Origin of the sequence: Rosettibacter primus, from assembly GCF_036860675.1 — a bacterium.
Classification (GTDB): domain Bacteria; phylum Bacteroidota; class Ignavibacteria; order Ignavibacteriales; family Melioribacteraceae; genus Rosettibacter; species Rosettibacter primus.
The window spans coordinates 171,586-198,583 of sequence record NZ_JAYKGK010000002.1 but is presented as its reverse complement, the minus strand read 5'-3'; the positions used below and the strand labels follow the sequence as shown (position 1 = coordinate 198,583).

The 26,998-nt window shown below is 31.2% G+C and carries 26 protein-coding genes; 17 read left to right on the top strand and 9 right to left on the bottom strand.

Annotation, left to right across the window (positions count from 1 at the left end; all coding sequences use genetic code 11):
- The first annotated feature begins 25 nt into the window (after positions 1-25).
- The 11 genes from pyrG (at position 26) to VJY32_RS03975 (ending at position 13,148) form a co-directional block, all read left to right on the top strand.
- Positions 26-1,657: a CTP synthase gene (gene pyrG, locus VJY32_RS04025; RefSeq protein WP_353676604.1), complete on the top strand. Its 1,632-nt coding sequence runs from the start codon at positions 26-28 to the stop codon at positions 1,655-1,657.
- A complete protein-coding gene (locus VJY32_RS04020) occupies positions 1,654-3,156 on the top strand; it encodes a DUF6340 family protein (RefSeq protein WP_353676603.1) in 1,503 nt (500 codons plus the stop codon). Before pyrG ends, VJY32_RS04020 begins: the two co-directional genes overlap by 4 nt.
- 61 nt (positions 3,157-3,217) lie before the next feature.
- Positions 3,218-3,829, top strand: coding sequence for a phosphoribosylglycinamide formyltransferase (gene purN / locus VJY32_RS04015; RefSeq protein WP_353676602.1), 612 nt, complete (start codon positions 3,218-3,220; stop codon positions 3,827-3,829).
- A 15-nt stretch (positions 3,830-3,844) separates the two neighbouring features.
- Positions 3,845-5,362 carry a bifunctional phosphoribosylaminoimidazolecarboxamide formyltransferase/IMP cyclohydrolase gene (purH, locus tag VJY32_RS04010; RefSeq protein WP_353676601.1) on the top strand — a complete coding sequence of 506 codons (1,518 nt, stop codon included), beginning with the start codon at positions 3,845-3,847 and terminating at the stop codon, positions 5,360-5,362.
- An 8-nt stretch (positions 5,363-5,370) separates the two neighbouring features.
- Entirely contained in the window at positions 5,371-6,396 is a 1,026-nt protein-coding gene (locus tag VJY32_RS04005) for a rod shape-determining protein (RefSeq protein ID WP_353676600.1), read from the top strand.
- Positions 6,396-7,226, top strand: a complete 831-nt coding sequence (gene mreC / locus VJY32_RS04000; protein ID WP_353676599.1) for a rod shape-determining protein MreC — start codon at positions 6,396-6,398, stop codon at positions 7,224-7,226. The genes VJY32_RS04005 and mreC overlap by 1 nt, the downstream gene beginning before the upstream one ends.
- A gap of 2 nt (positions 7,227-7,228) precedes the next feature.
- The gene (mreD, locus tag VJY32_RS03995) at positions 7,229-7,717 is read left to right on the top strand and encodes a rod shape-determining protein MreD (protein ID WP_353676598.1); all 489 of its coding nucleotides are present in this window, start codon (positions 7,229-7,231) and stop codon (positions 7,715-7,717) included.
- The gene (mrdA, locus tag VJY32_RS03990) at positions 7,714-9,537 is read left to right on the top strand and encodes a penicillin-binding protein 2 (RefSeq protein WP_353676597.1); all 1,824 of its coding nucleotides are present in this window, start codon (positions 7,714-7,716) and stop codon (positions 9,535-9,537) included. Before mreD ends, mrdA begins: the two co-directional genes overlap by 4 nt.
- On the top strand, positions 9,527-10,756 hold the full coding sequence (rodA, locus tag VJY32_RS03985; RefSeq protein WP_353676596.1) for a rod shape-determining protein RodA: 1,230 nt from the start codon (positions 9,527-9,529) through the stop codon (positions 10,754-10,756). The genes mrdA and rodA overlap by 11 nt, the downstream gene beginning before the upstream one ends.
- A gap of 14 nt (positions 10,757-10,770) precedes the next feature.
- Positions 10,771-11,586 (top strand): orotidine-5'-phosphate decarboxylase, encoded by an 816-nt coding sequence (gene pyrF / locus VJY32_RS03980; protein WP_353676595.1) that lies wholly within the window; start codon positions 10,771-10,773, stop codon positions 11,584-11,586.
- 80 nt (positions 11,587-11,666) lie between these two features.
- Positions 11,667-13,148 carry a DUF2851 family protein gene (locus VJY32_RS03975; protein WP_353676594.1) on the top strand — a complete coding sequence of 494 codons (1,482 nt, stop codon included), beginning with the start codon at positions 11,667-11,669 and terminating at the stop codon, positions 13,146-13,148.
- A gap of 17 nt (positions 13,149-13,165) precedes the next feature.
- Here VJY32_RS03975 and VJY32_RS03970 read toward each other — a convergent pair whose 3' ends face one another.
- The 3 genes from VJY32_RS03970 to VJY32_RS03960 are packed head-to-tail and all read right to left on the bottom strand — an operon-like array spanning position 13,166 to position 15,495.
- Positions 13,166-13,771, bottom strand: coding sequence for a bifunctional nuclease domain-containing protein (locus VJY32_RS03970; RefSeq protein ID WP_353676593.1), 606 nt, complete (start codon positions 13,769-13,771; stop codon positions 13,166-13,168).
- On the bottom strand, positions 13,768-14,739 hold the full coding sequence (locus VJY32_RS03965; protein WP_353676592.1) for an electron transfer flavoprotein subunit alpha/FixB family protein: 972 nt from the start codon (positions 14,737-14,739) through the stop codon (positions 13,768-13,770). The genes VJY32_RS03970 and VJY32_RS03965 overlap by 4 nt, the downstream gene beginning before the upstream one ends.
- Before the next feature lie 9 nt (positions 14,740-14,748).
- Positions 14,749-15,495: an electron transfer flavoprotein subunit beta/FixA family protein gene (locus tag VJY32_RS03960; RefSeq protein WP_353676591.1), complete on the bottom strand. Its 747-nt coding sequence runs from the start codon at positions 15,493-15,495 to the stop codon at positions 14,749-14,751.
- A 200-nt stretch (positions 15,496-15,695) separates the two neighbouring features.
- Here VJY32_RS03960 and VJY32_RS03955 point away from each other — a divergent pair, with 200 nt between their 5' ends.
- The 4 genes from VJY32_RS03955 (at position 15,696) to VJY32_RS03940 (ending at position 20,427) form a co-directional block, all read left to right on the top strand.
- Positions 15,696-15,980, top strand: coding sequence for an ATP-dependent Clp protease adaptor ClpS (locus tag VJY32_RS03955; protein ID WP_353676590.1), 285 nt, complete (start codon positions 15,696-15,698; stop codon positions 15,978-15,980).
- Positions 15,981-16,105: 125 nt separating this feature from the next.
- Entirely contained in the window at positions 16,106-17,185 is a 1,080-nt protein-coding gene (gene ychF / locus VJY32_RS03950; protein ID WP_353676589.1) for a redox-regulated ATPase YchF, read from the top strand.
- An 11-nt stretch (positions 17,186-17,196) separates the two neighbouring features.
- A complete protein-coding gene (locus VJY32_RS03945) occupies positions 17,197-18,675 on the top strand; it encodes an aminoacyl-histidine dipeptidase (protein ID WP_353676588.1) in 1,479 nt (492 codons plus the stop codon).
- 36 nt (positions 18,676-18,711) lie between these two features.
- Positions 18,712-20,427, top strand: a complete 1,716-nt coding sequence (locus tag VJY32_RS03940; RefSeq protein WP_353676587.1) for an AMP-dependent synthetase/ligase — start codon at positions 18,712-18,714, stop codon at positions 20,425-20,427.
- Between the two features lie 77 nt (positions 20,428-20,504).
- Here the strand turns inward: VJY32_RS03940 and ribH are convergent, their stop codons facing one another.
- The 5 genes from ribH to VJY32_RS03915 all read right to left on the bottom strand — a co-directional run bounded on the left by ribH (position 20,505) and on the right by VJY32_RS03915 (position 24,994).
- Positions 20,505-20,969 carry a 6,7-dimethyl-8-ribityllumazine synthase gene (ribH, locus tag VJY32_RS03935; RefSeq protein ID WP_353676586.1) on the bottom strand — a complete coding sequence of 155 codons (465 nt, stop codon included), beginning with the start codon at positions 20,967-20,969 and terminating at the stop codon, positions 20,505-20,507.
- Positions 20,970-20,980: 11 nt separating this feature from the next.
- Positions 20,981-22,222 (bottom strand): bifunctional 3,4-dihydroxy-2-butanone-4-phosphate synthase/GTP cyclohydrolase II, encoded by a 1,242-nt coding sequence (locus tag VJY32_RS03930; RefSeq protein ID WP_353676585.1) that lies wholly within the window; start codon positions 22,220-22,222, stop codon positions 20,981-20,983.
- Between the two features lie 2 nt (positions 22,223-22,224).
- Positions 22,225-22,866 (bottom strand): riboflavin synthase, encoded by a 642-nt coding sequence (locus VJY32_RS03925; RefSeq protein WP_353676584.1) that lies wholly within the window; start codon positions 22,864-22,866, stop codon positions 22,225-22,227.
- Positions 22,859-23,308, bottom strand: a complete 450-nt coding sequence (gene ribD / locus VJY32_RS03920) for a bifunctional diaminohydroxyphosphoribosylaminopyrimidine deaminase/5-amino-6-(5-phosphoribosylamino)uracil reductase RibD (protein WP_353676583.1) — start codon at positions 23,306-23,308, stop codon at positions 22,859-22,861. Before ribD ends, VJY32_RS03925 begins: the two co-directional genes overlap by 8 nt.
- Positions 23,309-23,497: 189 nt before the next feature.
- Positions 23,498-24,994: a sigma-54-dependent Fis family transcriptional regulator gene (locus tag VJY32_RS03915; protein ID WP_353676582.1), complete on the bottom strand. Its 1,497-nt coding sequence runs from the start codon at positions 24,992-24,994 to the stop codon at positions 23,498-23,500.
- A gap of 166 nt (positions 24,995-25,160) precedes the next feature.
- Between VJY32_RS03915 and VJY32_RS03910 the strand changes: the two genes are divergently transcribed.
- The gene (locus VJY32_RS03910) at positions 25,161-25,646 is read left to right on the top strand and encodes a Dps family protein (RefSeq protein WP_353676581.1); all 486 of its coding nucleotides are present in this window, start codon (positions 25,161-25,163) and stop codon (positions 25,644-25,646) included.
- Positions 25,647-25,799: 153 nt separating this feature from the next.
- Entirely contained in the window at positions 25,800-26,450 is a 651-nt protein-coding gene (locus tag VJY32_RS03905; RefSeq protein ID WP_353676580.1) for a peroxiredoxin, read from the top strand.
- Positions 26,451-26,610: 160 nt separating this feature from the next.
- Here the strand turns inward: VJY32_RS03905 and VJY32_RS03900 are convergent, their stop codons facing one another.
- A complete protein-coding gene (locus VJY32_RS03900) occupies positions 26,611-26,982 on the bottom strand; it encodes a NifB/NifX family molybdenum-iron cluster-binding protein (RefSeq protein ID WP_353676579.1) in 372 nt (123 codons plus the stop codon).
- Positions 26,983-26,998 lie beyond the last annotated feature (16 nt).

Sequence of the window (26,998 nt, the reverse complement as noted above, 5' to 3'; positions counted from 1 at the left end):
TTTTCTACCATAATATTGAAGTTTAATGTCCCACAAAAAGAAAGTTAAGTATATTTTTATAACTGGAGGCGTTGTTTCTTCATTAGGGAAAGGAATAACAGCTTCTTCAATTGGTCTTCTTTTGAAATTGCGCGGCTATAGTGTAACTATTCAAAAGTTTGACCCATACATTAACGTCGATCCGGGTACCATGAATCCATTTCAGCATGGAGAAGTATATGTGACAGATGATGGAGCTGAAACAGATTTAGATTTAGGTCATTACGAGAGATTTCTTGATGTTGATATGACGCGTGCAAATAATACAACCACAGGACAGGTTTATTATGAAGTAATAACAAAAGAAAGAAGAGGAGATTTTCTTGGAGCTACAGTTCAGGTAATTCCTCATATTACTGATGAAATTAAAAGAAGAATGAAACTTCTTGGCGAATCAGGGAAGTATGATATAATTATTACAGAGATCGGTGGAACTGTGGGTGATATTGAAAGCTTACCTTTTATTGAAGCAATGCGGCAAATTATGCTTGAGATGGGAAGAAAAAATGCTATTAGTGTTCATGTAACGCTTGTGCCTTATATTTCTTCTGCAGGTGAAATGAAAACTAAACCAACTCAACATAGTGTTAAAAATTTATTAGAACTTGGAGTTCAACCTCATATTTTAGTTTGTCGTTCAGAAGAAAAATTATCAAAAGAAATTCGTGATAAAATAGCTTTGTTTACAAATGTTAAACCAGAAGCAGTAATCTCTGCTTATGATTGTTCAACAATTTATGAAGTACCATTAATTCTTTATGAACAGGAATTAGATAGGATTATTCTTGATAAATTAAAATTACCGGATATTAATCTTCATCTTGAAAAGTGGGTATCTTTTGTAGATAAAATCAAAAATTCAACTGAGGAAGTTAAAATTGCAGTTTGCGGAAAATATGTAGAAAATAAAGATGCATATAAAAGTATTTCAGAAGCATTTGTTCATGCAGGAGCTGAGAACAATGTAAAAGTTATAGCTGATTTTATTAGCTCGGAAGAAGTTGAATCAAAAGGACCCGAATCAATTTTGAAAGATTATGATGGTTTACTTGTCCCAGGTGGTTTTGGCGAAAGAGGAATTGAAGGAAAAATTCTTGCAATTCAATATGCACGTGAAAATAATATTCCATTTTTCGGCATTTGTCTTGGTCTGCAATGCGCAGTAATAGAATTTGCAAGAAATGTATGTGGACTTAAAAAAGCTAACAGTGCGGAGTTCACAAAAAATAATGCTTTTAATGTTATTCATATTATGCCTGACCAAGCAAGAGTGAAAATGAAAGGTGCTACAATGAGGTTGGGTGCTTACCCATGCATACTTAAAAAGAAAACCAAAGCTTACGAAGCATATAAAAAACAAAAAATTTCTGAACGCCATAGACATCGTTATGAGGTCAATAATAAATTTAGACCAATTCTCGAACAACATGGAATGATATTCAGCGGACTTTCACCTGATGAAAAATTAGTTGAAATGATTGAACTTGAAAATCATCCGTGGTTTGTTGGATGTCAGTTTCATCCTGAACTGAAATCCAGAGCTACAAAAGCTCATCCACTTTTTCGAGAATTTGTAAGAGCTGCTTATCAATTTTCAAAGGAGAAAAATAAAAATTGAAAAAATTTCTTTTGGCCATTTTTATAACAATTATTTTCTTTAATAAATCCGAAGCTCAATCAACTACCAATCAATTGATTCAACAAGGCATCTTTAAAGCCTACAATATGGAAATAGATTCCGCAGAAAAAATTTTTAATCGTGTAATTAAAAGAGCTCCAAATTTACCGCATGGATATTTTCATTTAGCTCAAATTCATTTCTGGTGTTTTCTTGGAAGCAGAGATGAACATCATTTAACTGAATTCAATAAGTATGCAGAACTTGCTCAAAACAAAATAGATTCACTCCTTGAAATAAATCAAAATAATTTTAGAATTGCCTACATGGCAGGAAATCTTGCCTCGTGGCGGGCAATGATTAGTGCAACTAATAATTCTTCTGTTGATGCTTTGTGGTATAGTAAAAAGTCTATCGATTATTATGAAAAAGCATTAAAGATAAATCCTAAATTCTATGATGCATATTTTGGCCTTGGACTTTTTAATTATGCTATGAGTTTTGTGCCAGACTTTTTGAAATGGGCTGTAGACCTTACCGGTCTTTCTTCAGATAAGTACAAAGGGTTTAATTATATTAAAACTGCTTATAGAAAAGGAATTCTTAACAAAACAGAAGTCGAGTTTCATCTTGCAAAAATTTACTCGGATTATTTTGCTGCCTATGATAGTTCTTATAGTTTATTAAGAAAACTTATTTCTAATTATCCAAATAATTCTTTATTTCGTTATCAATATGCTCTTACTTTAATTAGAGATAAAAAATTAGATAATGCTCTAAAAGTATTGAATAATGTAATAAAACTTAATAATAAATATTTTCCGCAGGTGACATCTTTTGCTAATTATCGTAAAGGTGAAATTTACTTTAAGAAAAATCAGTTCGAAAAAGCAATTCAGCATTATCAAAACTTTCTTAAAACTACAAAAGAAACAGATTTAAAGAGTAGTGCAGCATTAAATATTGCATTAAGTTATAAAATGTTGAATGATGATAATGAGTATAACAAGTATCTTAACAGAGCTAACGAAGGTAATGCAGATTTATTCGAAGATGCCTATGCAAAAGAAAAAAGTGAATATTTCATTGATAAAGGTATTTCCTCAGTTGACTTATTCCTAATTAGAATGAAAAATTATATTGATGCAGGTTGGTACAAAATTGCTTATGATAGCATAAAATCAAAAATTGAATCTATAAATAATGGTCGAAAAAATCTTGCATTGATTTATTTGAGTGAAGCCTCGCTTTATCTTGGAAATTTACAGGATGCAGTAAAATATGCAAAAGATGTTATAGAATTGGAAGTTAAAAGAGAAAAATGGACTGTGCCTTTTGCAAACTTTATAATAGCTAAATGCAGTTACTTCTTAAATGATAAAGAAAATGCAAAAAAATATCTTGCTGTAGCTGAAGAAAGTAATGATTATGAGTTTAGAGATTATATTCAATCTTTAATAGAAAATCTAAAAAGAAAACTTAATAGAATTAAACAATGATTCTAAATGATTTCATTGATTATTCATATCATATTAGATAATTTTTGGTAAGATTAATTTTATGTTAAAAATTGCAGTATTTGTATCAGGACGGGGTTCAAACTTAAAGGCTATTTACGAGAAAGTACCAAAATCGAAGGTAGAAATAGCTGCAATTGTAAGTGATAAATTAGATTGTCCAGCAGTTAAATTCGCTGAAGAAAAAAATATACCGGTTTATTTTGTCAGCACGAAAGAAAAAGAAAATTTTATTACTTACTTTAACTTAATTGATGAACTGAAAAGAATGAATGTGGGACTGATAGTTTTAGCAGGTTTTCTTAAGAAAATTCCTGATGAATTTGTAGATGCTTTTGAAAATAAAATAATTAATATCCATCCTGCATTGCTTCCATCTTTTGGTGGCAAAGGGATGTATGGAATTAATGTGCATCAAGCAGTATTTAATTCTTCGGCTAAAGTATCCGGCGCAACAGTTCACTTTGTGGATAAAATTTATGATAATGGAAAAATAATTGCTCAAAGAGCAGTTGATATTAGTGATGTTAAATCTCCAGAAGAAATTGCTGAAAGAGTTTTGAAAATAGAACACGAACTACTTCCATTTGTTGTAGAAAAATTTGCAGATAATAAAGTTGTAATAGAAAATAATCGCGTATTAGTATTAGAATAATTAAGGGGAGTAAAATTGGAAAAGTTAGCTCTAATAAGTGTTTCTGACAAAACTAAAATTATTGAATTCGCAAAAGAATTAAATCTCCTCAATTACAAAATACTTGCCACTGGTAATACAGCAAAACTTTTGATAGAACACAAAATTGATTGCATTGAAATAAGTTCATTTACTTCTTATCCAGAAATTTTTTCGGGAAGAGTTAAAACTCTTAATCCCAAAATTTTCGGTGGTATATTGATGCGGCGGGATAATCAAACAGACAAAATTCAAGCAGAAGAAAATAATATAGTTCCAATTGATATTGTTTGTGTAAATCTTTATCCTTTCCCTAAAGTTGTGGATCGTGATGATATTTCACTCGAAGAGAAAATTGAAAATATAGATATTGGGGGACCAAGTTTAATTCGTGCTGCTGCAAAAAATTATAAGTATGTTTCTGTGCTTACAAACCCAGAGCAATACGATGAATTTTTAGATGAATTAAAAAAAGGTGAAATCAGTTTAGAAACCAGAGAAAAATTAGCTTATGCTGCTTTTGCATATACATCATATTATGATACATTAATTGCAAATTATTTTGAGAAAGAGTTTAATCAACCAAAAAAAGAAATTAGATTGAATTATAAATCTTCTTTTGATTTAAGATATGGTGAAAATCCTCATCAGAAAGCTTATCTATTTGGAAACTTTGAAGATTATTTTGAAGTGCTTCATGGGAAAGAACTTTCTTATAATAATATTGTTGATTTAACTGCAGCGGTTGAACTAGTAACTGAAATGGAAAAGTATGGTTGTGCAATTATTAAGCATACAAACCCATGTGGTGCAGCAATTGGTAATGATGTAAAAAGTGCATACGAAAAAGCATTATCATGCGACCCAATTTCTGCATTTGGAGGAATAGTTGCTTTTAATTCAGAAGTGGATGAAGATACAGCAGAAAAATTGAATGATATATTTTTAGAAATTATTTGTGCTCCTTCTTATTCCGTAAATGCATTGGAAAAGTTAAAGACAAAAAAAAATCGTAGATTAATTAAAGTGAAAAAAAATCTTGATAAAGATGAATTAGTGGTAAAAAGTGTTCCTGGTGGATTACTTATTCAGGAAAAAGATAACTCGAAACTTGATGAATCAATGTTAAAATACGTAACCGAAAGAAAATGCAGCGAAAAAGAACTTGAGGATTTAAAATTGGCATGGGTTGTTTGCAAGCATACAAAATCTAATGCAATTGTATTTGTAAAAGAGAAAAAAGCAATTGGCGTTGGAGCAGGTCAAATGTCACGTTTAGATTCAGCAAAGATTGCAGCTATGAAAGCAAAAGAATTTGGACACGATTTGAATGGTGCAGTTGCCGCATCAGATGCATTTTTCCCATTTGCAGATGGTTTGCTCGAAATTGCATCACACGGAATAACTGCAGTAATACAACCTGGCGGCTCTGTTCGAGATGACGAAGTAATTAAAGCAGCTAACGAAAAAAATATTTCAATGATTTTTACAGGAATCAGAAATTTTAAACATTAAGAGGAATTATGGGATTATTTGATTTATTTACAACAGATGTTGCAATAGACCTTGGTACTGCAAATACTTTAATTTATATCAAAGGTAAAGGAATTGTGTTAAATGAACCATCAATAGTGGCATTTGATAGGAACACAAAAAGAATTATTGAACTTGGAAATAAAGCTAAAGAAATGCAGGGGCGAGAACATCGCGATATAAGAGTCACAAGACCAATGCGTGATGGTGTTATTGCAGATTTTGAAATTGCAGAAGGTATGATTCGAGCTTTTATTAAAAAAGTAACTCCCAATTCATTTACTTCTAAAAGAATTGTTATTGCTGTTCCAAGTGGTGTAACTGAAGTTGAAAAACGAGCCGTAAGAGATGCAGCTGAACATGCAGGTGCAAAGGAAGTACATTTGATTGCAGAACCTATGGCAGCTGCAATTGGAATTGGCATTGACGTAGAAGCTCCAGTTGGCAATATGATTATTGATATTGGCGGGGGCACTACAGAAATAGCTGTAATTGCACTTGGCGGTATCGTTAATGAAGAATCAATTCGAATTGCAGGGGATGAAATGAACAATGCAATTATGCAGTTCTTTAAGAAAAATTATAATTTGTTAATTGGAGAAAGAACCGCTGAAGCAATTAAATGTGAAGTTGGTTCTGCTGTTCCTTTAAAAGAAGAAATAACAATTCAAGTTAAAGGGAGAGATTTAGTTGGTGGTATACCAAAAACTACAGAAGTTAGTTCTGTAGAAATTAGAGAAGCTTTAAATGAAAGTATTACTCAAATTGTAGAAGCAGTACGTCAAACTCTTGAGAGAACTCCACCAGAACTTTCAGCTGATATTCTTGACCGTGGCGTTATGCTTACAGGTGGAGGTGCTTTATTGAAAGGCCTTGATGAGAGAATAAGAATGGAGACTAACTTACCTGTTCATGTTGCAGATGACCCATTAACTGCTGTTGTTCGTGGAACAGGCAAAGCACTCGAAAATATGAACAAATATTCTAAGGTGTTTATACGTAAAAGAACTTACTGATGATAAAATTTTTAAGAAGAATTATAAATAATTTCAAAGAATACTTTTTAGTTGTATTCCTTTCAATAATTAGCATATCTCTGTTTTCAACAAACGAAAAACCCGCAATAAAAAAAATTCGAACTTTTGCATTTGGCAACTATGCTTTCTTTAATAAAATTCTGAACTATCCTTTATCATTTCTCAAAAATGATTTTTCACTTAAAGAACTTGAAGAAGAAAATGCTAAATTGATGCTTGAAATAAATAAACTGAGAAAACAAGGATTAGAAAACGATAATCTTCGCTCAATGCTGAATTTTAAAGATACAAGCAAATTTCAGTTGTTAAGTGCTGATGTCGTTTCTAAACTTGTAAATAAAACTCAAGGAAATTTTATTATCAATCGAGGTTCTTATGATGGAGTTTTAATTGGAATGCCCGTTATAAATAATAAAGGTTTGATTGGAATTGTAGTAGATACTTCAAAAAATTTTTCTGTTGTAAGAACTTTGTATAATAATAATCTCAATATAGCTGTAACAATTGAAAGATTGAATGTCGATGGGGTGTTAAGCTGGAATGGTAATGAGTTAATAATTAAAAATGTTCCATCAACTTATGAAGTTAAAATTGGAGATAGCATTATTACTTCTGATTTCAGTACAATATTTCCGCCGCATATTCCTGTTGGAATTATTTCTAAACGAGAATCTGTTCCAATTGGTTTGCTTCATAATCTAAGTGTCAAGCCATTTGTTGATATTAACTCTGTAGACAATTTATTTGTAATAAAGATTGTCCCAAGCAAACAAATTAATAATTTAGAAATGAATTTATTGAAGAAATAATTATGTTCTGGAATTTTTTAAAACCAATTTTATTATTTATTCCGCTTGCTTCAGTTCAGCTTGTTGTAATGCCACTTTTATCCATTGACGCAATTACTCCTAATCTGATTATTATTTTAATTTGTTTTTTTACATTAAAGTATGGTCAGATGTATGGCACACTGTTGGGATTTGTGCTTGGCTTTTTATATGATTCAATTTCAGGTGGATTATTAGGTGCATTTATGTTTTCTTTTACAATCTCTGGATTTATTGCAGGATATTTTTTCAATGAGAATAAAATAGAAATTAATACTGCAACAAATGAATTTATTATAATTGTTCTCATCTCGGCAACAATAAATTCATTTTTATATAATCTTTTATCAAGTTCTTATGATGAATTGAATATTTTTTATATTATACTCGAAGGAGGTATATTACCAGGACTTTATACTGCATTTTTTGCTTTGCCTGTAATTTTATTTAATACAAGAAGGGAATTAAGATGAACGATTCTGGCTTTGGTTCATCATTAAGAGCGAGAATAATTTTTGTAATCATAGTTGGATTTTTTTGCATATCGGCTTTGCAATTGTTTAATATGCAGATACTGCAGGAAAAAACTTATTCAACCAAAGCAAACGAAAACAGTGTTAAACCAGTTTATCAGATTGCACCGCGTGGTGTTCTTTACGATAGAAATCATAATATACTTGTTGGGAACAAACCAACATTCACTCTAAGAATCACACCTGCTGAATATGATAAAAAATTATCTCCATACATTGAAACAATTCTGGGTGTGCAACCTGGTTATATTGATAGAATACTTAAACAGACACAGCAATATTCACGTTATATTCCGAGGAGAATTGCAAGAGATATTCCATTTAAAATAATTGCATGGTACGAAGAAAATGCAAGTAGACTTCCCGGTGTAGATTATGTTATTGAAACTCAGAGAGATTATTCATATGGTGTTATGGGCTCTCATATGTTTGGATATACAAAAGAGATACCTGCAGATTTGCTTCAGAAAAAAAAGAATAAATATATGATGGGTGATGAGATTGGGTTTGTAGGAATTGAAAAAACTTATGAAGATTTTCTTCGAGGTGAAAAAGGGATTCAATATGTGTTAGTAGATTCTCGGCAAAAGATTATTAGCAGTTATAAAAATGGGGAACATGATAAACCTGCAATTAAAGGTTACGATTTAGTTCTTTCCATTGATAAAGATGCACAGATGGCAGCAGAATCATTATTTGTTGATAAACGCGGAGCTGTTGTTGCAATCGAACCATCAACAGGTGAAATACTTGCATTATTAAGTTCACCTCAATATGACCTTGCAGAGTTTGCTACTGTAACATCAAATGAAGTATGGAAAAAATTAAACTCAGATGAAAATAAACCATTGTTCAACCGTGCTACAATGTCAATCTATTCTCCTGGTTCAACATTCAAGATGGTTTCAGCCTTAGCAGCGCTTGAAGAAGGAATAATCGATACAAACTATAGAGCATACTGCGGTGGCGGTTTTCAGTATGGAGATAGATTTTTTAAATGTCTTCATGTTCATGGAAGTATTGATATAATCACTTCAATCGAAAAATCATGCAATACTTTTTATTATCAATTAGCATTAAAAATTGGAATTGATAAATGGTCAGAGTATGCTAAAAAATTAGGCTTTGGGAAAAAAACAGGTGTTGATATTAGCGAGGAATCTCCTGGAATTGTTCCAACAAGAGAATATTATGATAAGGTTTTTGGTAAAGACAGATGGCCTAAGGGGATATTAGTAAGTTTAGGAATTGGTCAGGGAGAACTGAGTGTTACTCCAATTCAATTAGCACAATATGCTGCGTTGATTGCTAATTATGGAAGAACAGCTAAACCCCATTTCTTAAAAGGTTACATAGAAACAAAAACTGGAAAATATTTTGAAGTAAAACCTGAATATTTCGATATAGGAATAAGTAAAAAATCGTTTGATATTGTAAGAAGAGCAATGTTTCGTGTTGTTAATGGAGCAGGAACTGCAACCAACATTAGAATGCCTGATATTGAAATAGCCGGAAAAACTGGAACTGCTCAAAATCCACATGGAAAAGACCATGCAATTTTTATTGGTTTTGCACCATATCAAAATCCTAAGATTGCAATAGCTGTTATTGTAGAAAATGCTGGTTTTGGCAGTGTTAATGCTGCTCCTATAGCAAGAGATATAATTAAAGCTTATTTAAAAAAAGATAAAATCAAAATTGAAAAACCTGCTTATATAAGTGCATTAGTAAAATCAGGAAAGAATAAAAGTGAAAATTGATTATAAGTTAAATGACAAATTTGATTTGATGATTTTTATTCCTGCAATAATTCTAATTGCAATAGGATTAGTGGCTATATATAGTTCTACAGTTAATCATCCAACTGCAAGTGGTAATTTTCTCAAGCAAGTATTTTTTGTATTAGTATCTCTGATAATTTTTTTGATTATCTATTCACTTCCACAACAAACATTTAAGAAATTTACGATTCCTTTTTATGCATCTTCAATTTTTCTTTTGGTGCTTGTTTTATTTATAGGTAAATCAGTTTATGGTTCAAAAAGCTGGCTTGACTTTGGTCCTATTGGCTTTCAACCATCAGAGTTTGCTAAAATTGGAACTATTTTGGCATTGGCTTACTGGTTAACTTATAAAGATAGAGATATAAATAACATCCCGGATATTGGAATTGCATTGATGATTGGTTTTGTCCCGTTAATATTGATTTTATTAGAACCAGATACAGGCACTGCAATTGTATTTGCAATTATTACTTTATCATTAATTTACTGGAGCGGAATAAGTTTGTTTGGATTGTTCGTGGTTCTTTCTCCTGTTATAGTAACTTTTGCTTCTCTATTCGGAACTTTTACTTTTGTTCTATCTCTTGCTGGAGTTGTTGTTGCTTTATTTTTATTCAAAAGAGATATTTTTAACAGCATCATAGTATTTGTGATGAATCTGGGGGCAAGTTTCTTTTTCGATTATGTATATAAAATTCTTAAACCTCACCAACAAAAAAGAATAACAGCATTTTTAGACCCTTCTGCCGACCCCCTTGGTTCGGGATATAATGCTCTTCAAGCTAAACTTGCAATTGGTTCAGGTGGTCTATTGGGCAAAGGATTTATGCAGGGTAATCAAACTCAGCTGAGATTTATTCCCGAACAATGGACTGATTTTATTTATTGTGTTATAGGTGAAGAATTTGGATTTTTAGGAAGCATAATTGTTTTAATTCTATTCCTCATAATTTTTATCAGACTTCTTAAATTATCTTCGCTTGCAAAAGATAAATTTAGTGCTCTAATAATCATTGGTTTTTTGAGTTTGTTATTTTCACATTTTGCAATTAATATTGGAATGAATTTAGGTTTGACTCCTGTTATTGGTTTGCCTCTTCCATTTTTGAGTTATGGTGGAAGTTCTTTATTGTCAAATATGATTTTGCTTGGCATTGTATTAAATATTTATAGAAATAGAAAACTTCATACTTAATTCTAAATAAAACTATGACTGCACAGGAAAAATTAAATCAAAAAATTCATAATAATTTTCATGTCTGTGTTGGACTTGATACTGTCTTTAATAAAATTCCTGAGTATTTAAGAAATTCAAAAAATCCAGTTGTTGAATTCAATAAAATTGTAATAGAAAATACATACGAATCAGCTGCAGCCTTTAAAATAAATTTTGCATTTTATGAAAAAGATGGATTGCTAGGAATTGAAAATCTTTTAGCTACAATTGAATTAATTCCAAAAGACATACTGATTATTGGTGATGCAAAACGCGGCGATATAGGAAATACATCACAAATGTATGCTGAATCGATTTTTAATTATTTCAAATGTGATGCTGTTACTCTACATCCTTATATGGGTTTTGATTCACTTGAACCTTTTTTGCAATTTAAGGATAAACTTAATTTTATTCTTGCTCTTACTTCGAATAAAGGAGCAGAGGATTTTGAAAAATTAAAACTTAACGACGACAAATTTGTTTTTCAAAGAATTATTGAAAAGGTAAAAGAATGGAATCAAAATAAAAATTGCGGGATTGTTTTTGGTGCAACAAACTCGAAAGAACTGGAAGATAATATAAATCTATTTGGAGATTTGCCTGTTCTTCTTCCTGGAGTAGGTGCTCAGGGCGGCAGTCTTGAAGATGTTGTAAAAATATTTGATACTGCGAATAATCAGAATTATTTGATAAATATTAGTCGTTCTTTAATTTATTGTGATAATTCAAGTTCGTTTCCCGAGACAATCAGAAGTGAAATTGAAAAGATGAATTCTATAATTCAAAGCTTAAAAAGAAAACAGTAGCATTTGGAAAAATATTGTGTTAATTTGAAGTGCCGTAGCAAAGACAATTCTTTTCTAAATAAAAAGAATATAACGGACCAATGGGTTCAGAACAAAAAATTCAAGAGAGCATTCTTTACGAAATCTGGCAAAAACACCATTTTAATGAAATCATTGAAGCAGATAATGGCGATGATATCTTTATAATCGACAAAGGTAGCCGCAACGAAAATTCAGCAGGACCTGATTTTAAAAATGCTCGAATTAGAATTGGAAATCTTACTTATGTGGGTGATGTTGAAATTGATATTGATTATTCGGACTGGAAGACACACGGGCATAATATCGACAATAAATATAACAGCGTAATTCTTCATGTAACACTTACTAATAAAAATAATCATAGTTATGTTTATACGAGAAATGGAAGAAAAGTCCCTTCAATCTGCTTATCAAATTTAATTCATGACGAAACTATAGAAAAATTAAAAAGCAGTATAGATGTTGATAAGAAAGATACAATCAGTTTGCTTAAATGTTCTGAAGCAAATCGAATTGTTCCATTTGAAGTAAAAGAAAAATTTTTAACTAAGTTGGGGATAGAAAGATTTAATAAAAAATGCAAAAGAATTTATGAACGACTTAAAGAACTACAATTTTTGAAAGAATTAAACATAAAAGAACCTGCAATCTCTTACGAATTAACTCCAAAATTTCACGAACGACAGTTCAAGCATTCTGACTTTTCGAACAAAGAAGTATGGCAGCAGTTATTCTATGAACTTGTTTTTGAAGCGCTTGGCTACTCAAAAAATAAAGTTCCTATGACAACATTAGCTCAATATGCAAATATTGATTTTCTTAAAAAGATAGACAGAGATGGTGTAATTATTCAGAAATTTGAAGCTGCATTGTTTTATATATCTGGATTGATAAATTCAAATAAAGAAGTTAATGAAGAAGAAAGCAAAAAATATCTTGATAGTATCCTGCTTCATTGGAATTCGATAAAACCATTCTATGATGGAAAGTATATGAGTGAGACTCAATGGCATTTCTTCAGACTTAGGCCTCAAAACTTTCCGACAATAAGAATTGCGGCTGGAGCAAGAATTCTAAACGAAATTTTACATGAAGATTTAATTGGACTAATTGCAAAGAAAATTTCTGAAATACAGAAATTGACAGTATTGATTAATTCTCTGCGTTCGCTTTTTGTAATCAAATCCGAAGGCTACTGGAAAAATCATTATGTGTTCAATCAATTAGCAAAAAATGAAATTAAGTATTTTGTTGGAGCAACTCGTGCAGATGAAATTGTAATTAATGTAATTCTACCTTTTTTTGCAGTTTATTTTGAGATATTTGGTAATAAGATTCTTCCAAAGAAAATAATGAAAGTGTATAGTATCTATGAGCAGAAATCTGAAAATCAAATTATAACAGATGTGGGAGCTGCTCTTTCCTTAAATGAACACATTAATAAAACAATACTTTCACAAGGAATGATTGATTTATTTAGAAGTTATTGTTCGAAAGGAAAATGTCTTGAGTGTGAAATTGGGAAAGTTGCTTTTAATTAATAGAAGACAAGAAATTTTCAATTCTGCTGTCCTTTAATCTTATTAATTTCATCTCTCAATTTTGCTGCGCGTTCGTAATCTTCTTTTTCTATAGCTTCTCTCAGCTGGTCCTGTAATTCAGCTAATCTTGCTTCTTTTGACGATTTTTTAACAGGTTTGTCTTCTTCCTCTTCTGGATTTTCTTCTTCAGGGGTTTCTTCTTCAATATCTTCACTTGATGGAACAAATGAAGCAAGTCTCATCACATCTTCTGCAACATAAACTGGAGAACCAGTTCTTACTGCAAGAGCAATTGCATCACTTGGACGAGAATCAATTTCATGAGTAAAAGATGAGATTTCGATTTTAATTTTTGCGTAAAAAGTATTGTCTTTGAGTTCATCTATAATTACTTCTGTAACAGTTCCACCCAGATGTTCAATGACACTTTTTAACAAATCATGAGTAAGAGGTCGTGGTGCTTTTATGCCTTCCATTTCGAGAGCAATTGATTGAGCTTCGAAAGAACCAATGATGATTGGAAGGCGTCGTATGCCATAAACTTCTTTGAGAAGTAAAGCATAAGCCCCTCCTGTGGAAGGGCTTGCTGATAATCCTAATATTTCTACTTGTACTTTGTTCAATTTGATTTCACTTTTTTAATTTCTTCAATTAATGACGGAACAATTTCAAAAACATCACCAATGATTCCATAATCTGCAATTTGAAAAATTGGAGCATCTTTGTCCTTATTTATAGCAACAATATATTTCGAAGATCTCATACCTGCAAGATGCTGAATTGCACCTGAAATGCCAAGAGCAATATATAAAGTTGGGGCGACGGTTTTGCCTGTTTGTCCTACTTGTTCACTGTGTGGACGCCAACCTGCATCAACTACAGCACGCGAAGCTCCCACAGCCCCGCCTAATACTTCTGCTAATTGTTCTACAAGATTAAAATACTCCGGTCCTTTCATTCCTCTTCCACCTGAAACTATGATATCTGCTTCTGCAACATCAAGTTTTCCATCTGATTTTTTGATTTCGATTACTCTTGTTGATAAATCTATATCTTCTGCATTAATTATTTTTACTTCAGCTTTTGTATCAGAAACTTTTTCAGCCTTAAAAACATTTGGCCGAAGTACAAATATTTTTTGTGGACTACTAATTTTTACATCCATCAAAGCTTTTCCAGCAAAAATTGGTCTCGTAGCAATTAACTCATTGTTTCTGTATTCTAAAGCTATGCAATCGCTAACTAATCCACAATCTAATTTTGCAGAAATATGTGGAGCTAAATCCTTACCTAATGCCGTTCCGGATATAAATAAAATTTCAGCATCAGTTTCATTGAAATAATTAAATAAAATTTTTGTATATGCAGAAGTAGAATAATTTTCTAATTGTGAATTTTTGAAGTGAACAACATTATTAACTCCATAATTTCCAGTTTCTTCAATATTTTCAATGTTATTTCCAATTATTACTGCTTCTATTTCATAGTTAAGTTTCTTCGCAATATCGGAAGCAACTTTTGCAGCTTCGAATGAAGATTTTTTTATTTGATTATTTCTTTGTTCAAGGAAAACTAAAATTTTATTTGCCATATTTTCACCCTAAATTACTTTTGCTTCTTCTTTCAATAAACGGACTAACTCGGAAACAGCCGAAACATCTGTTCCTAAAATTCTGCCCTGTTGTTTTGGTGCAGGCTTCTTCATTTCAATTACTTCAACATAATTTTGATAATATGAAGGTTGTTTTTCGGCTATTACTTTTTTCTTTGCAGCCATTATTCCTTTCAGCGATGCATATCTCGGTTCGTTCAATCCTTTTTGTGCAGTAATTACAACTGGAAGCGAAGTTTCTACTACTTCCTTGCCGCCTTCAATTTCTCTTGCAGCAATGATTTTGTTTTCTGATATGTTTAACTCAACCACTGTAGAAACAGAATTATAACCTAATAGTTCAGCAACAAGTTGTCCAACAGTTGAATTATCATAATCAACAGACTGCTTACCAAAGAAAACAATTTCTGCTCCTTGAGATTTAATTTCGTCGGCAAGAGCTTTTGCAACCGACAGCGAATCACGATAGCTCTCATCTTTTAATAACACTGCTTCATCAATTCCCATAGCCAATGCTTTTCTTAAAGTTTCTTTATTTGCTTCACCGCCAAGACTAATTGCTACCGTTTCGCCTCCAAATTTTTCTTTGGTCTTAAGTGCTTCTTCAATTGCAAATTCGTCGTAAGGATTTAATACATAAGTTACGCCTGTAGAATCAATATTTTTGCCATCGCTGCTGATATTGATTTTTGCTGCTGTGTCCGGAACATGATTGATGCAAACTGCTATTTTCATCTATCCTCCAAAAATGTTCAATCTTGATGTTGAAATATATTATCACACAATTGAATTTTCAAAAATAATATAAAATGTTTTTTGTATTTATTTAAATTAATTTGCTCATATAAGAGTTCAGGAATTTAATGAAGTATATTTTTTGAATTCACTTTTTGGATTCATTTTTATAATTTAGGGAAGAAATTGGAGAATAAGTTATGGAAGAGTTAAAACCTGGTAAAGTAGAACCTGTAATTGAAGAAGAAGTCACAGTTAATCTTCCTTACAAAGTTATTCTCTACAATGATGATATTCATACATTTGATGAAGTTATTCAACAATTAATTAAAGCAATTGGCTGCAGTTATGAACAAGCCCGCAAATATACTTTTGAAGCACATGTGAAAGGAAAAACTGTAGTCTTTTCAGGTGAATTGAGTGATTGTTTAAAAGTAACTTCAATATTAGAAGAAATAGCACTGCATACACAGATTGTTTCATAAATTAAATTTTACTTTCTGGTTTAACTAGTAAGCATATAATTTTCTTGTTATTTGGCTCTTTATCTTATGCATTATTTATTATATTAATAAACACAAATTTTGAAATTAATTTTTGAGAAAGCAGAATGCAAATTGGTTTGGTTGGTTTACAATATTCTGGTAAAACAACTTTATTTCATACACTTTCGAAAAGTTCTTCACAACACAGTGCAATAAAAGAAGAAGCAGCCGTAGAAGTAGTAAAAGTACCTGACGAGCGCTTGGATAACCTGACGAAAATTTTCAATCCTAAAAAGAAAGTTAATGCTACAATAGAAGTATTTGATATTCCTGGTTTAAGAATGTCTGATGACAACAAAGTTAAAATTACTTCTACTTTTTTAAATAGTGTTAGAAACAATGATGCATTATTTTATGTAATTCGTGCTTTTCGTGATGATACTATAATTCATCCTCTTGGCGATATTAATCCTGTTAGAGATATTGAATTTCTGGAAACAGAATTTCTTCTTTCGGATTTAGCATTTCTTGAGAATCGTCTTGAAAAGCTAAAAAAAGATTTACAAAAATCTAAAGATGAGAGATTAAAAAGAGAATACCCTGTAATAGAAAAATGTTTTGCTCACTGTGAAAAAGAGCAACCATTAAGAGCACTCCATCTTGATGATAATGAATTAAAGTTGTTAGCTGGGTTTCAATTAATTACACTAAAACCTCTTGCAATTGCAATTAATTATGATGAAGATGCCATTCAAACTGTAGATAGTGATGTAGAAGAAATAAGAAAGAAATTAAATAAAATGAATGTTCCGATAATTCCATTCTTTGCTAAAATTGAACTCGAACTTTCAAAATTGAATGAGGATGACCAGAAAATTTTCATGGAAGATTATGGAATTAAGGAATCTGCATTGAGTAAAATTTTGCGAACTTCTTATGAAATGCTTGGATTGCAATCTTTCTTTACAGTAGGCGAAGATGAATGCAGAGCATGGACAATCAAGAAAAACTACAATGCTCAACAGGCTGCAGGAGTAATTCACTCTGACTTTTATAATAAATTTATTCGAGCCGAAGTCGTTCATTATGATGATTTTATAAAGTATGGTTCTTTCAGTAAATGTAAAGAAGCAGGAGCCTGGCGCCTCGAAGGTAAAGAATACATTGTTAAGGATGGCGATATTTTAAATATACGACATAACTAAGAGAGAAATTTATGTCTTATGAAGTTATTGAAGGTCTTTCACCTCAAATCTTGTGGAAAAGATTTTTTGAAATAAGTCAAATACCCCGCCAATCAAAACATGAAGAAAGAATTAGATTATACATCAAAAATTTTGCAGGTCAACACAACTTTAGTTTTAAAGAAGACCAAACAGGGAACATTCTAATTTATTTACCACCAACACCTAATTACGAAAATGCACCAACAATTGTATTGCAAAGCCATCTCGATATGGTATGTGAAAAAAATAAAGAAATAATTCATGATTTTGATAAAGACCCAATTAAATTAATTAAACAAGGAGAATGGCTTAAAGCTGATGGAACTACACTTGGGGCTGATAATGGAATTGGTGTGGCAGCTGCTCTTGCAATAGCATTGGATGATACTTTTGAACATGGTCCAATCGAATTGTTATTTACAGTTGATGAAGAAACAGGTCTAACAGGCGTAAATAATTTGCAAAATGATTTTATATCAGGAAAATATTTATTGAATCTTGATACTGAAGAAGATGGAGCATTTTATATTGGTTGTGCTGGAGGAATGGATACAATTGGTTCATTAAAAATTAATTACGGGAAATTGAATCCAAAATATAAACCATATTACTTATTTATATCCGGCTTAAGGGGGGGACATTCTGGAATTAATATTCATGAAGGCAGGGCAAATGCAATTAAGTTATTAGGATTCATTCTGAAAAATCTTGAAGCAGTTAATTATCAGATAAGTTATTTGAATGGCGGTTCGAGAAGAAATGTTATTCCTCGAGAAGCTGAGGCAATTTTATGGCTTAATCCAGAAGATGAAATAAAAGCAATCGAAATTGTTAACGCTTTTACAATTGAAACGACACTTGAGTATAAAAACAAAGAAGATGATATAAAAATAATTTTCGAAAGAAAAGAAAATTATGACATTAACAAAAATGTTTTTGCTGATGACTTCTTAAAAAAAGTAATTAATTTATTACTTGCTGTTCCACACGGTGTTATTTCAATGAGTGCTGATATAGAAGGTCTCGTGGAAACTTCGACAAATTTGGCTACCATCACTATGGAAGATGGATATTTGAAAATTGGAACAAGTCAAAGAAGTTCAATCGAAAGTGCAAAGAGAAATATTGGAAATTCTATTCGAGCAGTTTTTGAATTAGCAGGCGCAGATGTAAATGTTGAAGATAAATATCCAGCATGGCAGCCAAATATCAATTCTAAGTTGCTCAAGATTTCTAAAGAAGTATATCAAAAATTATTTGAAACAGAACCACATGTGAAAGCAGTTCATGCTGGATTAGAATGCGGAATTTTAATTGATAAATTTCCCTGGCTTGATATGATTTCTCTTGGACCTACTATCGAGGGGGCACATTCACCAGATGAAAGAGTTAAGATTACAGATGTAGAAAAATTTTATACTCTTATTAAAGCTATTATTTCAGAAATATCAAAGAGCAGTGTATTATGATTTTGTTAATCCTCAATTAAAATAGATAATAATATTATGAAAAAAGAAATGAAATATTTCGATGTTCCTCATATCGAATCAATTCAAGATATGATTCTGCAATCTGCAAGAAAATTTGGCTCAAAATTAGCTCTTGAAGATCTTAACGATACTCCAATTAAAAAAGTTACTTTCAATGAGCTGCTCGATAATATTTTAAGATTTGGCAGTGCACTTAATCAACTTGGGATTAAAGAAAGAACTCATATTGCACTAATTGGAGAAAATAGAGTTCAATGGGCTATTAGTTATTTAACTGCAATGTGTTTTAATTATGTTGTTGTCCCAATTGACAGAAATTTAACAACAAATGAAATAATGAATATTATTCATGAATCTGATTCTGAAGCAATAATTTTTTCTGGAAGTTTTGCAGGTATGATGGCAGAAGGGAAAAGCTTCTTAAAGAAATTGAGACATTTTATTTGTATGGACCCGACAAGTGAAGATAAAAGTTTTTTAATAATGTCTGATTTGATTAAAAATGCAAAACCAATTTCGATTAATGAATTACCAAAAATTAATCCTGATGAACTTGCCGAAATAATTTTTACATCTGGTTCACTTGGGAGAGCAAAAGGAGTTATGTTGTCACAAAGAAATCTTGCATCAAATTTAATGGATATGGTAAGCATGATTTTAATTGATGAGAAGGACAGGTTTTTATCCGTATTGCCAATGCATCATACTTATGAATGCACATGTGGATTATTATGCCCGCTTTATGCAGGTGCATCTGCTCATTATGCCCGTTCGTTAAAAACTGTAGTGGATGACCTTCAAAAAGTTCATGCAACAATTTTACTTGGTGTTCCTTTACTTTATGATAAAATGTTCAGAAGAATTATCAAAGGGATAAAAGAAGATAAATTGAAATCAATTATTGTTCCGCCTTTACTAAAATTAACAAATCTTTTTTCTTTTGTTGGATTAAAAGATATAAAGAAAAAAATTTTTGCAGAACTTCATGAAAAATTTGGTGGTTCGATAAGAATTTTTATTGCAGGTGGTGCTGCTCCAGATCCATTGGTAGCAAAGGGATTGCGTGAGTTTGGCTTTACTTTTATTCAGGGATATGGATTGACTGAAACATCTCCAATTTTAGCATTAAATCGTCTGGATAATTTCAAAGATGATGCAGCAGGACTGCCACTTCCTCATGTTCAAATTAAAATTCATAATCCAGATGAAAATGGGAGCGGGGAAATATGGGCTAAAGGTCCAAATGTAATGATTGGTTATTATAAAAATGAAAAAGCTACAAATGAGGCATTCTTTGACGGATGGTTTAAGACAGGGGATGTTGGATACATTGACGAAGATGGATTTCTTCATATTAATGGGAGAAAGAAAAATGTTATTATTTCAAAAAATGGAAAGAATGTTTTCCCGGAAGAAATTGAAGATATATTGAACAGAAGTCCATTTATTCTTGAATCACTTGTGTATGGTGAAAAGGACTCAAAACAGGATGAAATTATTGCAGCAAAAATTGTAGTTGATGCCGAAGCATTGATTGAATATGCGGAGAATAAAAAAGTAGAAATAACGGAGGAATTAATTCATAAAATTATCTCAGAGGAAGTTGAAAAAGTTAATAAACAATTAGCAAGTTACAAGCAGATTAAAAAGTTTTATATAAGAGAAAAAGAATTTGAAAAAACAACAACGCAAAAAATTAAAAGATACTTAGTTAATAACGGGAATAACTAAAACCACCTGAAATATGAATTGGTGGCTTTAGTTTTCAATAAAATTATTTAGTGAAATAAATAGTTGGTTATTTGTTTTTAAATTTTGTTCATCAAATCGCTCATTTCAATTGCAGTAAGAGCTGCATCCCAACCTTTGTTTCCAGCTTTTACACCTGCTCTTTCCAATGCCTGTTCCATTGAATCTGAAGTAATAATTCCAAAGACGATAGGAATTCCTGTTTCTAATCCCACATTAGCAATCCCTTTAGAAACTTCAGCAGCAATATATTCAAAGTGTGGTGTTGCACCGCGAATTACTGCACCAAGACAAATTACTGCATCAAATTTTTTTGTTAATGCAATTTTTTTTGCAGTAAATGGAATTTCAAATGAACCGGGGACCCAGTAAATTTTTATGTCTTTATCATCAGCACCGTGTCTAATCAAGCAGTCGTTCGCTCCATTTAATAACTGATTTGAAATCAGCTCATTAAATCGGGAGACTACAATTGCAAATTTTTTCCCTTTTGCATTAAGATAACCCTGAACTACTTCAGCCATTTTTCCTCCATTTATTCTGGTAAAATACTTTTTAAGGTTTGTTCATTTAATAAATGTCCAAGTTTTTCTTTCTTTGTTTTAAGATAATTTCTGTTTTTTTCATTTGCTGGAATTTCAATTGGGACTCGTTCAACAATTTCAAGATCATAGCCTTTTAATCCTACAATTTTCTTGGGGTTGTTTGTCATTAAACGAATCTTAGAAATTCCAAGGTCTTTTAATATTTGAGCCCCAATTCCATAATCTCTTAAATCAGCTTTGAAACCGAGTGCTTCATTTGCTTCAACTGTGTCTTTTCCTTTTTCCTGTATTGAATATGCAATTAATTTATTTACCAGTCCAATTCCTCTACCTTCCTGACGCATATAAAGAAGAATTCCTCTCCCTTCTTTTTCAATCATTTTAAGAGCTGTTGCTAATTGGTCGCCGCAATCACATCTTAACGAACCAAAAACATCACCAGTTAAACATTCTGAATGAACTCTAACAAGAACAGGTTCACCATTATCAATCTTTCCTTTGACCAATGCAATAGCATTTTCATTCGGGTCTAATATGTTTTCGTACAAATGTAATTTGAAGTCTCCATATTTTGATGGAAGATTAACTTCAACAATTTTACGAACTAATTTTTCTTTTCGTCTTCTGTGTTCAATTAAATCTGCAATTGAAATTATACTCAGATTATGCTTATCGGCAAATTTTTGTAAGTTTTCACCTCGACACATCGAACCATCACTGTCAAGTATTTCACACAGAACACCTGCTGGATACAAACCTGCAAGTTTTGCAAGGTCAACTGCAGCTTCAGTGTGTCCTGCTCTTTTAAGGACTCCTCCTTTTTTTGCAACAAGTGGGAAGATATGACCAGGTTTAGCAAAATCTTCCGGTTTTACATTTTTATCTGTTATTGCTTTGATGGTTTTTGCTCTATCAAATGCTGAAGTTCCAGTTGTTGTTCCGTGAATATAATCAATTGATACTGTAAATGGTGTTTGATGAATTGAAGTATTTTCTTTAACCATCATCTGGAGTTCTAATTCCTGTGCTCTTTCAGGAGTAATTGCTACACAAAGAATACCGCGCGCTTCTCTTGTAATGAAATTCACTGCTTCTGGGGTTACAAATTCTGCAGCCATTATTAAATCACCTTCGTTCTCGCGGTCTTCGTCGTCAATAACAATAATCATTTCACCATTGCGGAATTTTTTGATTGCATTTTTGATTGTTTCTAAATTTCTAAATTCTTCCATTTTCAATAACCTAATTTTTTTAACATCTCTTCACTAATTTCATTTTTTTGTGATAAATAATTTTTAATAAAATTTTCTATATACTTTGCTGTAAAATCAACTTCAATATTTACTAAATCATTTCCTTTTTTGTATTTAAGTGTGGTATTCTGCCATGTATGAGGAATAATCGAAATATTTATTTTATTATCAATTATATCAGCTACAGTTAAACTTATACCATCAACTGCAATTGAACCTTCTTTAATTATATATTTCATTAAGTCATCTGGCAATTCAATTTGAAGTAAAAAATTTTCTCCAATTTTTTTTAGTTGAGTAATTTTTGCTGTTGAATTTATATGCCCTTGAATTAAATGTCCTCCAATTCTTTCGTTAAATCTAATTGCTCTTTCGAGATTAACATAAGATTTATTTTTTGTTGTTGATAGTGTTGTTTTCTTAAGAGTTTCTCCGACAGCATCAACAGTAAAAGAATTTTTATTAAATGATGTAATAGTTAGACATATTCCATCAACAGAAACTGAATCACCTATTTTGACATCTTCTAAAATTTTATTGGCAGATATTGTCAATTTAATACCACCACTTATAAAATCAATTTTTTGAATCTGTCCTATTTCTTCAATTATACCGCTAAACATTTTTTTTAATAAATTGTTCGAAATATTTTTTATTTAATTCCCTTGCTTCATTTTCAAGTACACCAATATCTACAATTATTCCGGCTTCTTGAAGTTGTTTAACACCATTTCCGTTTACTTTTGGATTTGGGTCAAGTGTGCAAATTACAACTCTTGATATTTTATTTTTTATTATTAAAGGTACACAAGGAGGAGTTTTTTTATCTGTATGACTGCATGGTTCTAAATTGCAATAAAGTGTGCTTCCTTCGAGTTCCTCTTTTGCATTTTTTATTGCATTTGCTTCTGCATGTGGACCGCCAAAATATTCATGCCAGCCTTCAGATAAAATTTTACCATCCTTTACAATTACTGCACCAACAAGAGGGTTTGGTTCTACTTTGTTTTTTCCTTTTAGTGCAAGCTCTAAGCAATGTTCCAAATATTTTTTATCCAATTCCATTAATAACTTATAAATCCCAGTTCAAAAATACTCTAATTTTAATCATGAAAAAATATCTTAATTGGTCAACATTTAGATTAAAATTAAATTTATCAGATTAATGCATATTGAACTAAATGAATTTTATAAATCTGCAGAATATGTGTTTAATTTTATTATTGGCTACTTAGATTTATAAAGCCAATTAATTCACCTGTACGTAATTTTTAACTTTTTCATTTTACTTTGAAGAGTTGTGGGTTTAAGTTTTAGTAAAGCAGCAGCTCCATCTTTTCCATAAATTTTACCATTGCAAATATCAAGAGCTTTTAGAATTATTTTTCTTGTTTCATCTTCAAAAGAACCAATTGTAGCTTCGTCAACAATTATATTTTTACTTGAAAAATGTTTTTCAAAAATTAAATGAGAAGGTTTAATAATTCCATCAGCACTTAAAATAGCAGCTCTTTCAAGTGTATTTTGAAGTTCTCTTACATTGCCTGCCCAATAATTTTCTTTCAGAATTTTAATTGCTTCATCTGTTAAAAGGAATTTTTTATTACTGAATTTTTTAGAAAGTTTTTCAAGAAAGTAATTTGCTAAAAGATAAATATCATCTTTTCTTTCTCTAAGAGGTGGAAGATAAATTGGGAATACATTTAATCGATAGAATAAATCTTCTCTGAATTTTCCTTCTTTAACTTTTTGTTCCAAATCTACGTTTGTAGCACAAATTATTCTAACATCAGCATGAATGGTTTTTTCTCCTCCTAATCTTTCAAATGTTCCTTCCTGAATTGCTCTTAATAATTTTGGTTGGATGTCGAGTGGCAAATCACCAATTTCATCAAGAAATAAAATTCCACCATCAGCTAATTCAAATCTTCCTCGTCTTGAAGATACAGCACCTGTAAAAGCTCCTTTTTCATGTCCAAATAATTCACTTTCTGCAAGATTATAATTGAGGGCAGAACAGTTTAAAGTAATAAAAGGTTTATTTGACCTTTTCGATAATGCATGAATTGCTTTTGCAACCTGTTCTTTTCCAGTTCCAGTTTCTCCAAGAATCATAACATGAGATTCTGTAGGAGCGACCAATTTTATTTTTTCAATTACCTGAAGCCATTTTGGAGAATTTCCAACAAGTCCCTCAAAAACAGAATTTATATCAGTGATTAAGGAATTGCGTTCAAAAATTAAAGTTTCCCTTTCGTTCATTAAAGAATCATTTACAATTGTTTGAGCAAGTGCAAGAGCAATTAATTTTGAAAGAGAGTTTGCAATGTTTACTCGTTGAGGAGTAAACATATCACACTGACTGTGGTCAAGTGTCATCAATCCAAGTGACTCTCCATTAATTTTTAGGGGTGCAAGCATGCAAGAATGTCCAATTGGTAAATTTACTACACCTGAATATGTGTCTTTATGTTCTGGGTTTTTTGTCTCTTCTACTAATTTGACCTGGCCTGCATTTAAAACCTCAAGCAGTTCAGGCCTATGGTAAAGTGATATTTCAAAATTTTTTAAATCATCATTAACAAGAGGTCCTCGTAAGTATCTTACTTTCAATGTATTGTTTGATTCTTTGCTTAAAATGACGGCAAGTTCATAAGGAATTATTTCGCTAATTGTATCAAGTACAATTTCCATAGTTCTTTGAGGAGTTAAATAAATCAAATCAGAGTGCATTAATTTTTGATCTTCCATTTTACACCTAAATTTAGTTAACAACGAAATTTCGTAATTAAATATTACGAAATATAGTTTTAAATGTAAAAGTCAATAAAAAAATTTTGTTTTTTGGCCAATTTTTGATAAAAATTTTGTGGCATAAAGCTTGGAATAATAGAGGAAACAATTAAGGAGAATAATTATGAAAACAATATTAAGCAGTGTTTCAAAAACAAGAATTGCGGAAATGCTTAAGCCTATTCTGGCAGACCAATATGTTCTTTATACAAAAGCAAGAAATTATCACTGGAATGTAAGAGGAAGTTTATTTTTAACACTTCACCAAAAGTTCGAAGAATTATATAATGAATTAGCTGATGACATTGATGAAACAGCAGAAAGAATTAGAGCTTATGGATTATATGCACCAGGTTCTATGAGTGAATTTTTAAAATTATCTGAATTAAAAGAAGAAACAGAAGGAACATATCCTAATCAGTTTGAGATGGTAAAAAAATTAGCAGATGATTATGATTCACTTGCTGAAAGAATTAGAGAAACCGGTGAAGAAATTCAATCTGAATTTGGAGATGAAGTAACTGCTGGCAAATTATACAGTGTTGCTGAACGATATGAAAAACATGTATGGTTATTAAAATCAATCTTAGAGAAGGAGGAAAGCCAATGATTTGTGATTGCAGCTATGGTCGTAAATTATTTTTAAAAAGTATTTATAAATTTTTTAATGTTATATTTACAAAAGTTTCTTCTTCATTCTTTTCTGAAAGACAAATTTCACAATTAGCAAAAAAATAATCATTAAAAATCAAAAGGAGAAAATATGGAAGAAGTAAAAAGAGGAATTCCATTGCTCGGTGAAAAGATGCCAAGTTTGGAAGTTCAAACTACACACGGATTGAAAAAAATCCCGGAGGATTATGCAGGAAAATGGATTGTATTATTCAGCCATCCTGCGGATTTTACTCCAGTATGCACAACTGAGTTTGTTGCATTTGCAAAAAGAAATGATAAGTTCAAAGAACTAAATGCAGAATTAATTGGACTTTCAATTGACCAGGTATTTTCTCATATCAAATGGGTTGAATGGATAAAAGAAAAAATTGGTGTCGAAATTCCTTTCCCGATTATAGCCGATGATATGGGAAATGTTTCGAAAGCACTCGGAATGGTTCATCCAGGAAAAGGAACAAACACAGTTCGTGCTGTATTCATAATCGATCCAAAAGGAATTATCAGATTAATGGTTTATTATCCACAAGAAGTAGGTAGACAGATTGATGAAATCCTGCGTGCATTAAGAGCTCTACAGATTTCTGATATTAATAAAGTTGCTATGCCAGAAAATTGGCCTAATAACGAATTGATTCATGATAAAGTAATAATTCCTCCACCTAAAGATATTGTTGAAGCTGAAAAAAGAAAGAAAGTTGCTGAAGGATACGATTGGTGGTTTACATATAAGTCATTGTAATTTATAAAGAGGCTGACTAAAAAGTAAGATTATTGACCGCTGATGACTAAGATTTGAACAGATTTACACGGATTTAAAATTCAAAAATTACTTTTTTAGTCAGTCTCTTAGTTATCAAATAATTAATAAGCAAATTTAACTTAATTCTTCTTAATTAAGCTTATTTATCGTGATGTATATTACTATGTCCTATACTTTTTTTTACTGTTGGTTCATTTAATTGTAAAAGTCCACCCTGCAAAAATTTATCAATTGCTTCCTGAACCGACATTTTTCTTGCAAGAAATACTTTGCTCTTTTCTGTATTAATTACTTCAAATGCGTGGGGACCAATATTGCCAACAATAAAAGTCTCGATGCCTTTTTTAGTAAGTTCGTTAAGATTCTCATGATGATGTCTTCCTTTTATATTTTCTATTGCTTCAAAAGATTTTGTTTCAGTGTTATAAACAATGTAATAATTTGCATGCCCGAATCTTTTAGCAACAGGAGAAGTTAAATTATTTGAGTCAGCTCCAATTAGTATTAACATAAAACCACCTTTTATT

Excerpts from the sequence above, each read along its gene's own strand:
- pyrG (WP_353676604.1), top strand. The coding sequence starts at position 26 with ATGTCCCACAAAAAGAAAGTTAAGTATATTTTTATAACTGGAGGCGTT.
- mreD (WP_353676598.1), top strand. The coding sequence starts at position 7,229 with ATGTTCTGGAATTTTTTAAAACCAATTTTATTATTTATTCCGCTTGCT.
- VJY32_RS03925 (WP_353676584.1), bottom strand. The coding sequence starts at position 22,866 with ATGTTTAGCGGTATAATTGAAGAAATAGGACAGATTCAAAAAATTGAT.
- VJY32_RS03940 (WP_353676587.1), top strand. The coding sequence starts at position 18,712 with ATGAAAAAAGAAATGAAATATTTCGATGTTCCTCATATCGAATCAATT.
- pyrF (WP_353676595.1), top strand. The coding sequence starts at position 10,771 with ATGACTGCACAGGAAAAATTAAATCAAAAAATTCATAATAATTTTCAT.
- VJY32_RS04005 (WP_353676600.1), top strand. The coding sequence starts at position 5,371 with ATGGGATTATTTGATTTATTTACAACAGATGTTGCAATAGACCTTGGT.
- VJY32_RS03910 (WP_353676581.1), top strand. The coding sequence starts at position 25,161 with ATGAAAACAATATTAAGCAGTGTTTCAAAAACAAGAATTGCGGAAATG.
- ychF (WP_353676589.1), top strand. The coding sequence starts at position 16,106 with ATGCAAATTGGTTTGGTTGGTTTACAATATTCTGGTAAAACAACTTTA.
- VJY32_RS03905 (WP_353676580.1), top strand. The coding sequence starts at position 25,800 with ATGGAAGAAGTAAAAAGAGGAATTCCATTGCTCGGTGAAAAGATGCCA.
- VJY32_RS03945 (WP_353676588.1), top strand. The coding sequence starts at position 17,197 with ATGTCTTATGAAGTTATTGAAGGTCTTTCACCTCAAATCTTGTGGAAA.
- VJY32_RS03965 (WP_353676592.1), bottom strand. The coding sequence starts at position 14,739 with ATGGCAAATAAAATTTTAGTTTTCCTTGAACAAAGAAATAATCAAATA.
- mrdA (WP_353676597.1), top strand. The coding sequence starts at position 7,714 with ATGAACGATTCTGGCTTTGGTTCATCATTAAGAGCGAGAATAATTTTT.
- ribH (WP_353676586.1), bottom strand. The coding sequence starts at position 20,969 with ATGGCTGAAGTAGTTCAGGGTTATCTTAATGCAAAAGGGAAAAAATTT.
- VJY32_RS03930 (WP_353676585.1), bottom strand. The coding sequence starts at position 22,222 with ATGGAAGAATTTAGAAATTTAGAAACAATCAAAAATGCAATCAAAAAA.
- purN (WP_353676602.1), top strand. The coding sequence starts at position 3,218 with ATGTTAAAAATTGCAGTATTTGTATCAGGACGGGGTTCAAACTTAAAG.
- VJY32_RS03900 (WP_353676579.1), bottom strand. The coding sequence starts at position 26,982 with ATGTTAATACTAATTGGAGCTGACTCAAATAATTTAACTTCTCCTGTT.
- VJY32_RS03975 (WP_353676594.1), top strand. The coding sequence starts at position 11,667 with ATGGGTTCAGAACAAAAAATTCAAGAGAGCATTCTTTACGAAATCTGG.
- VJY32_RS03955 (WP_353676590.1), top strand. The coding sequence starts at position 15,696 with ATGGAAGAGTTAAAACCTGGTAAAGTAGAACCTGTAATTGAAGAAGAA.
- VJY32_RS03960 (WP_353676591.1), bottom strand. The coding sequence starts at position 15,495 with ATGAAAATAGCAGTTTGCATCAATCATGTTCCGGACACAGCAGCAAAA.
- mreC (WP_353676599.1), top strand. The coding sequence starts at position 6,396 with ATGATAAAATTTTTAAGAAGAATTATAAATAATTTCAAAGAATACTTT.
- VJY32_RS03915 (WP_353676582.1), bottom strand. The coding sequence starts at position 24,994 with ATGGAAGATCAAAAATTAATGCACTCTGATTTGATTTATTTAACTCCT.
- ribD (WP_353676583.1), bottom strand. The coding sequence starts at position 23,308 with ATGGAATTGGATAAAAAATATTTGGAACATTGCTTAGAGCTTGCACTA.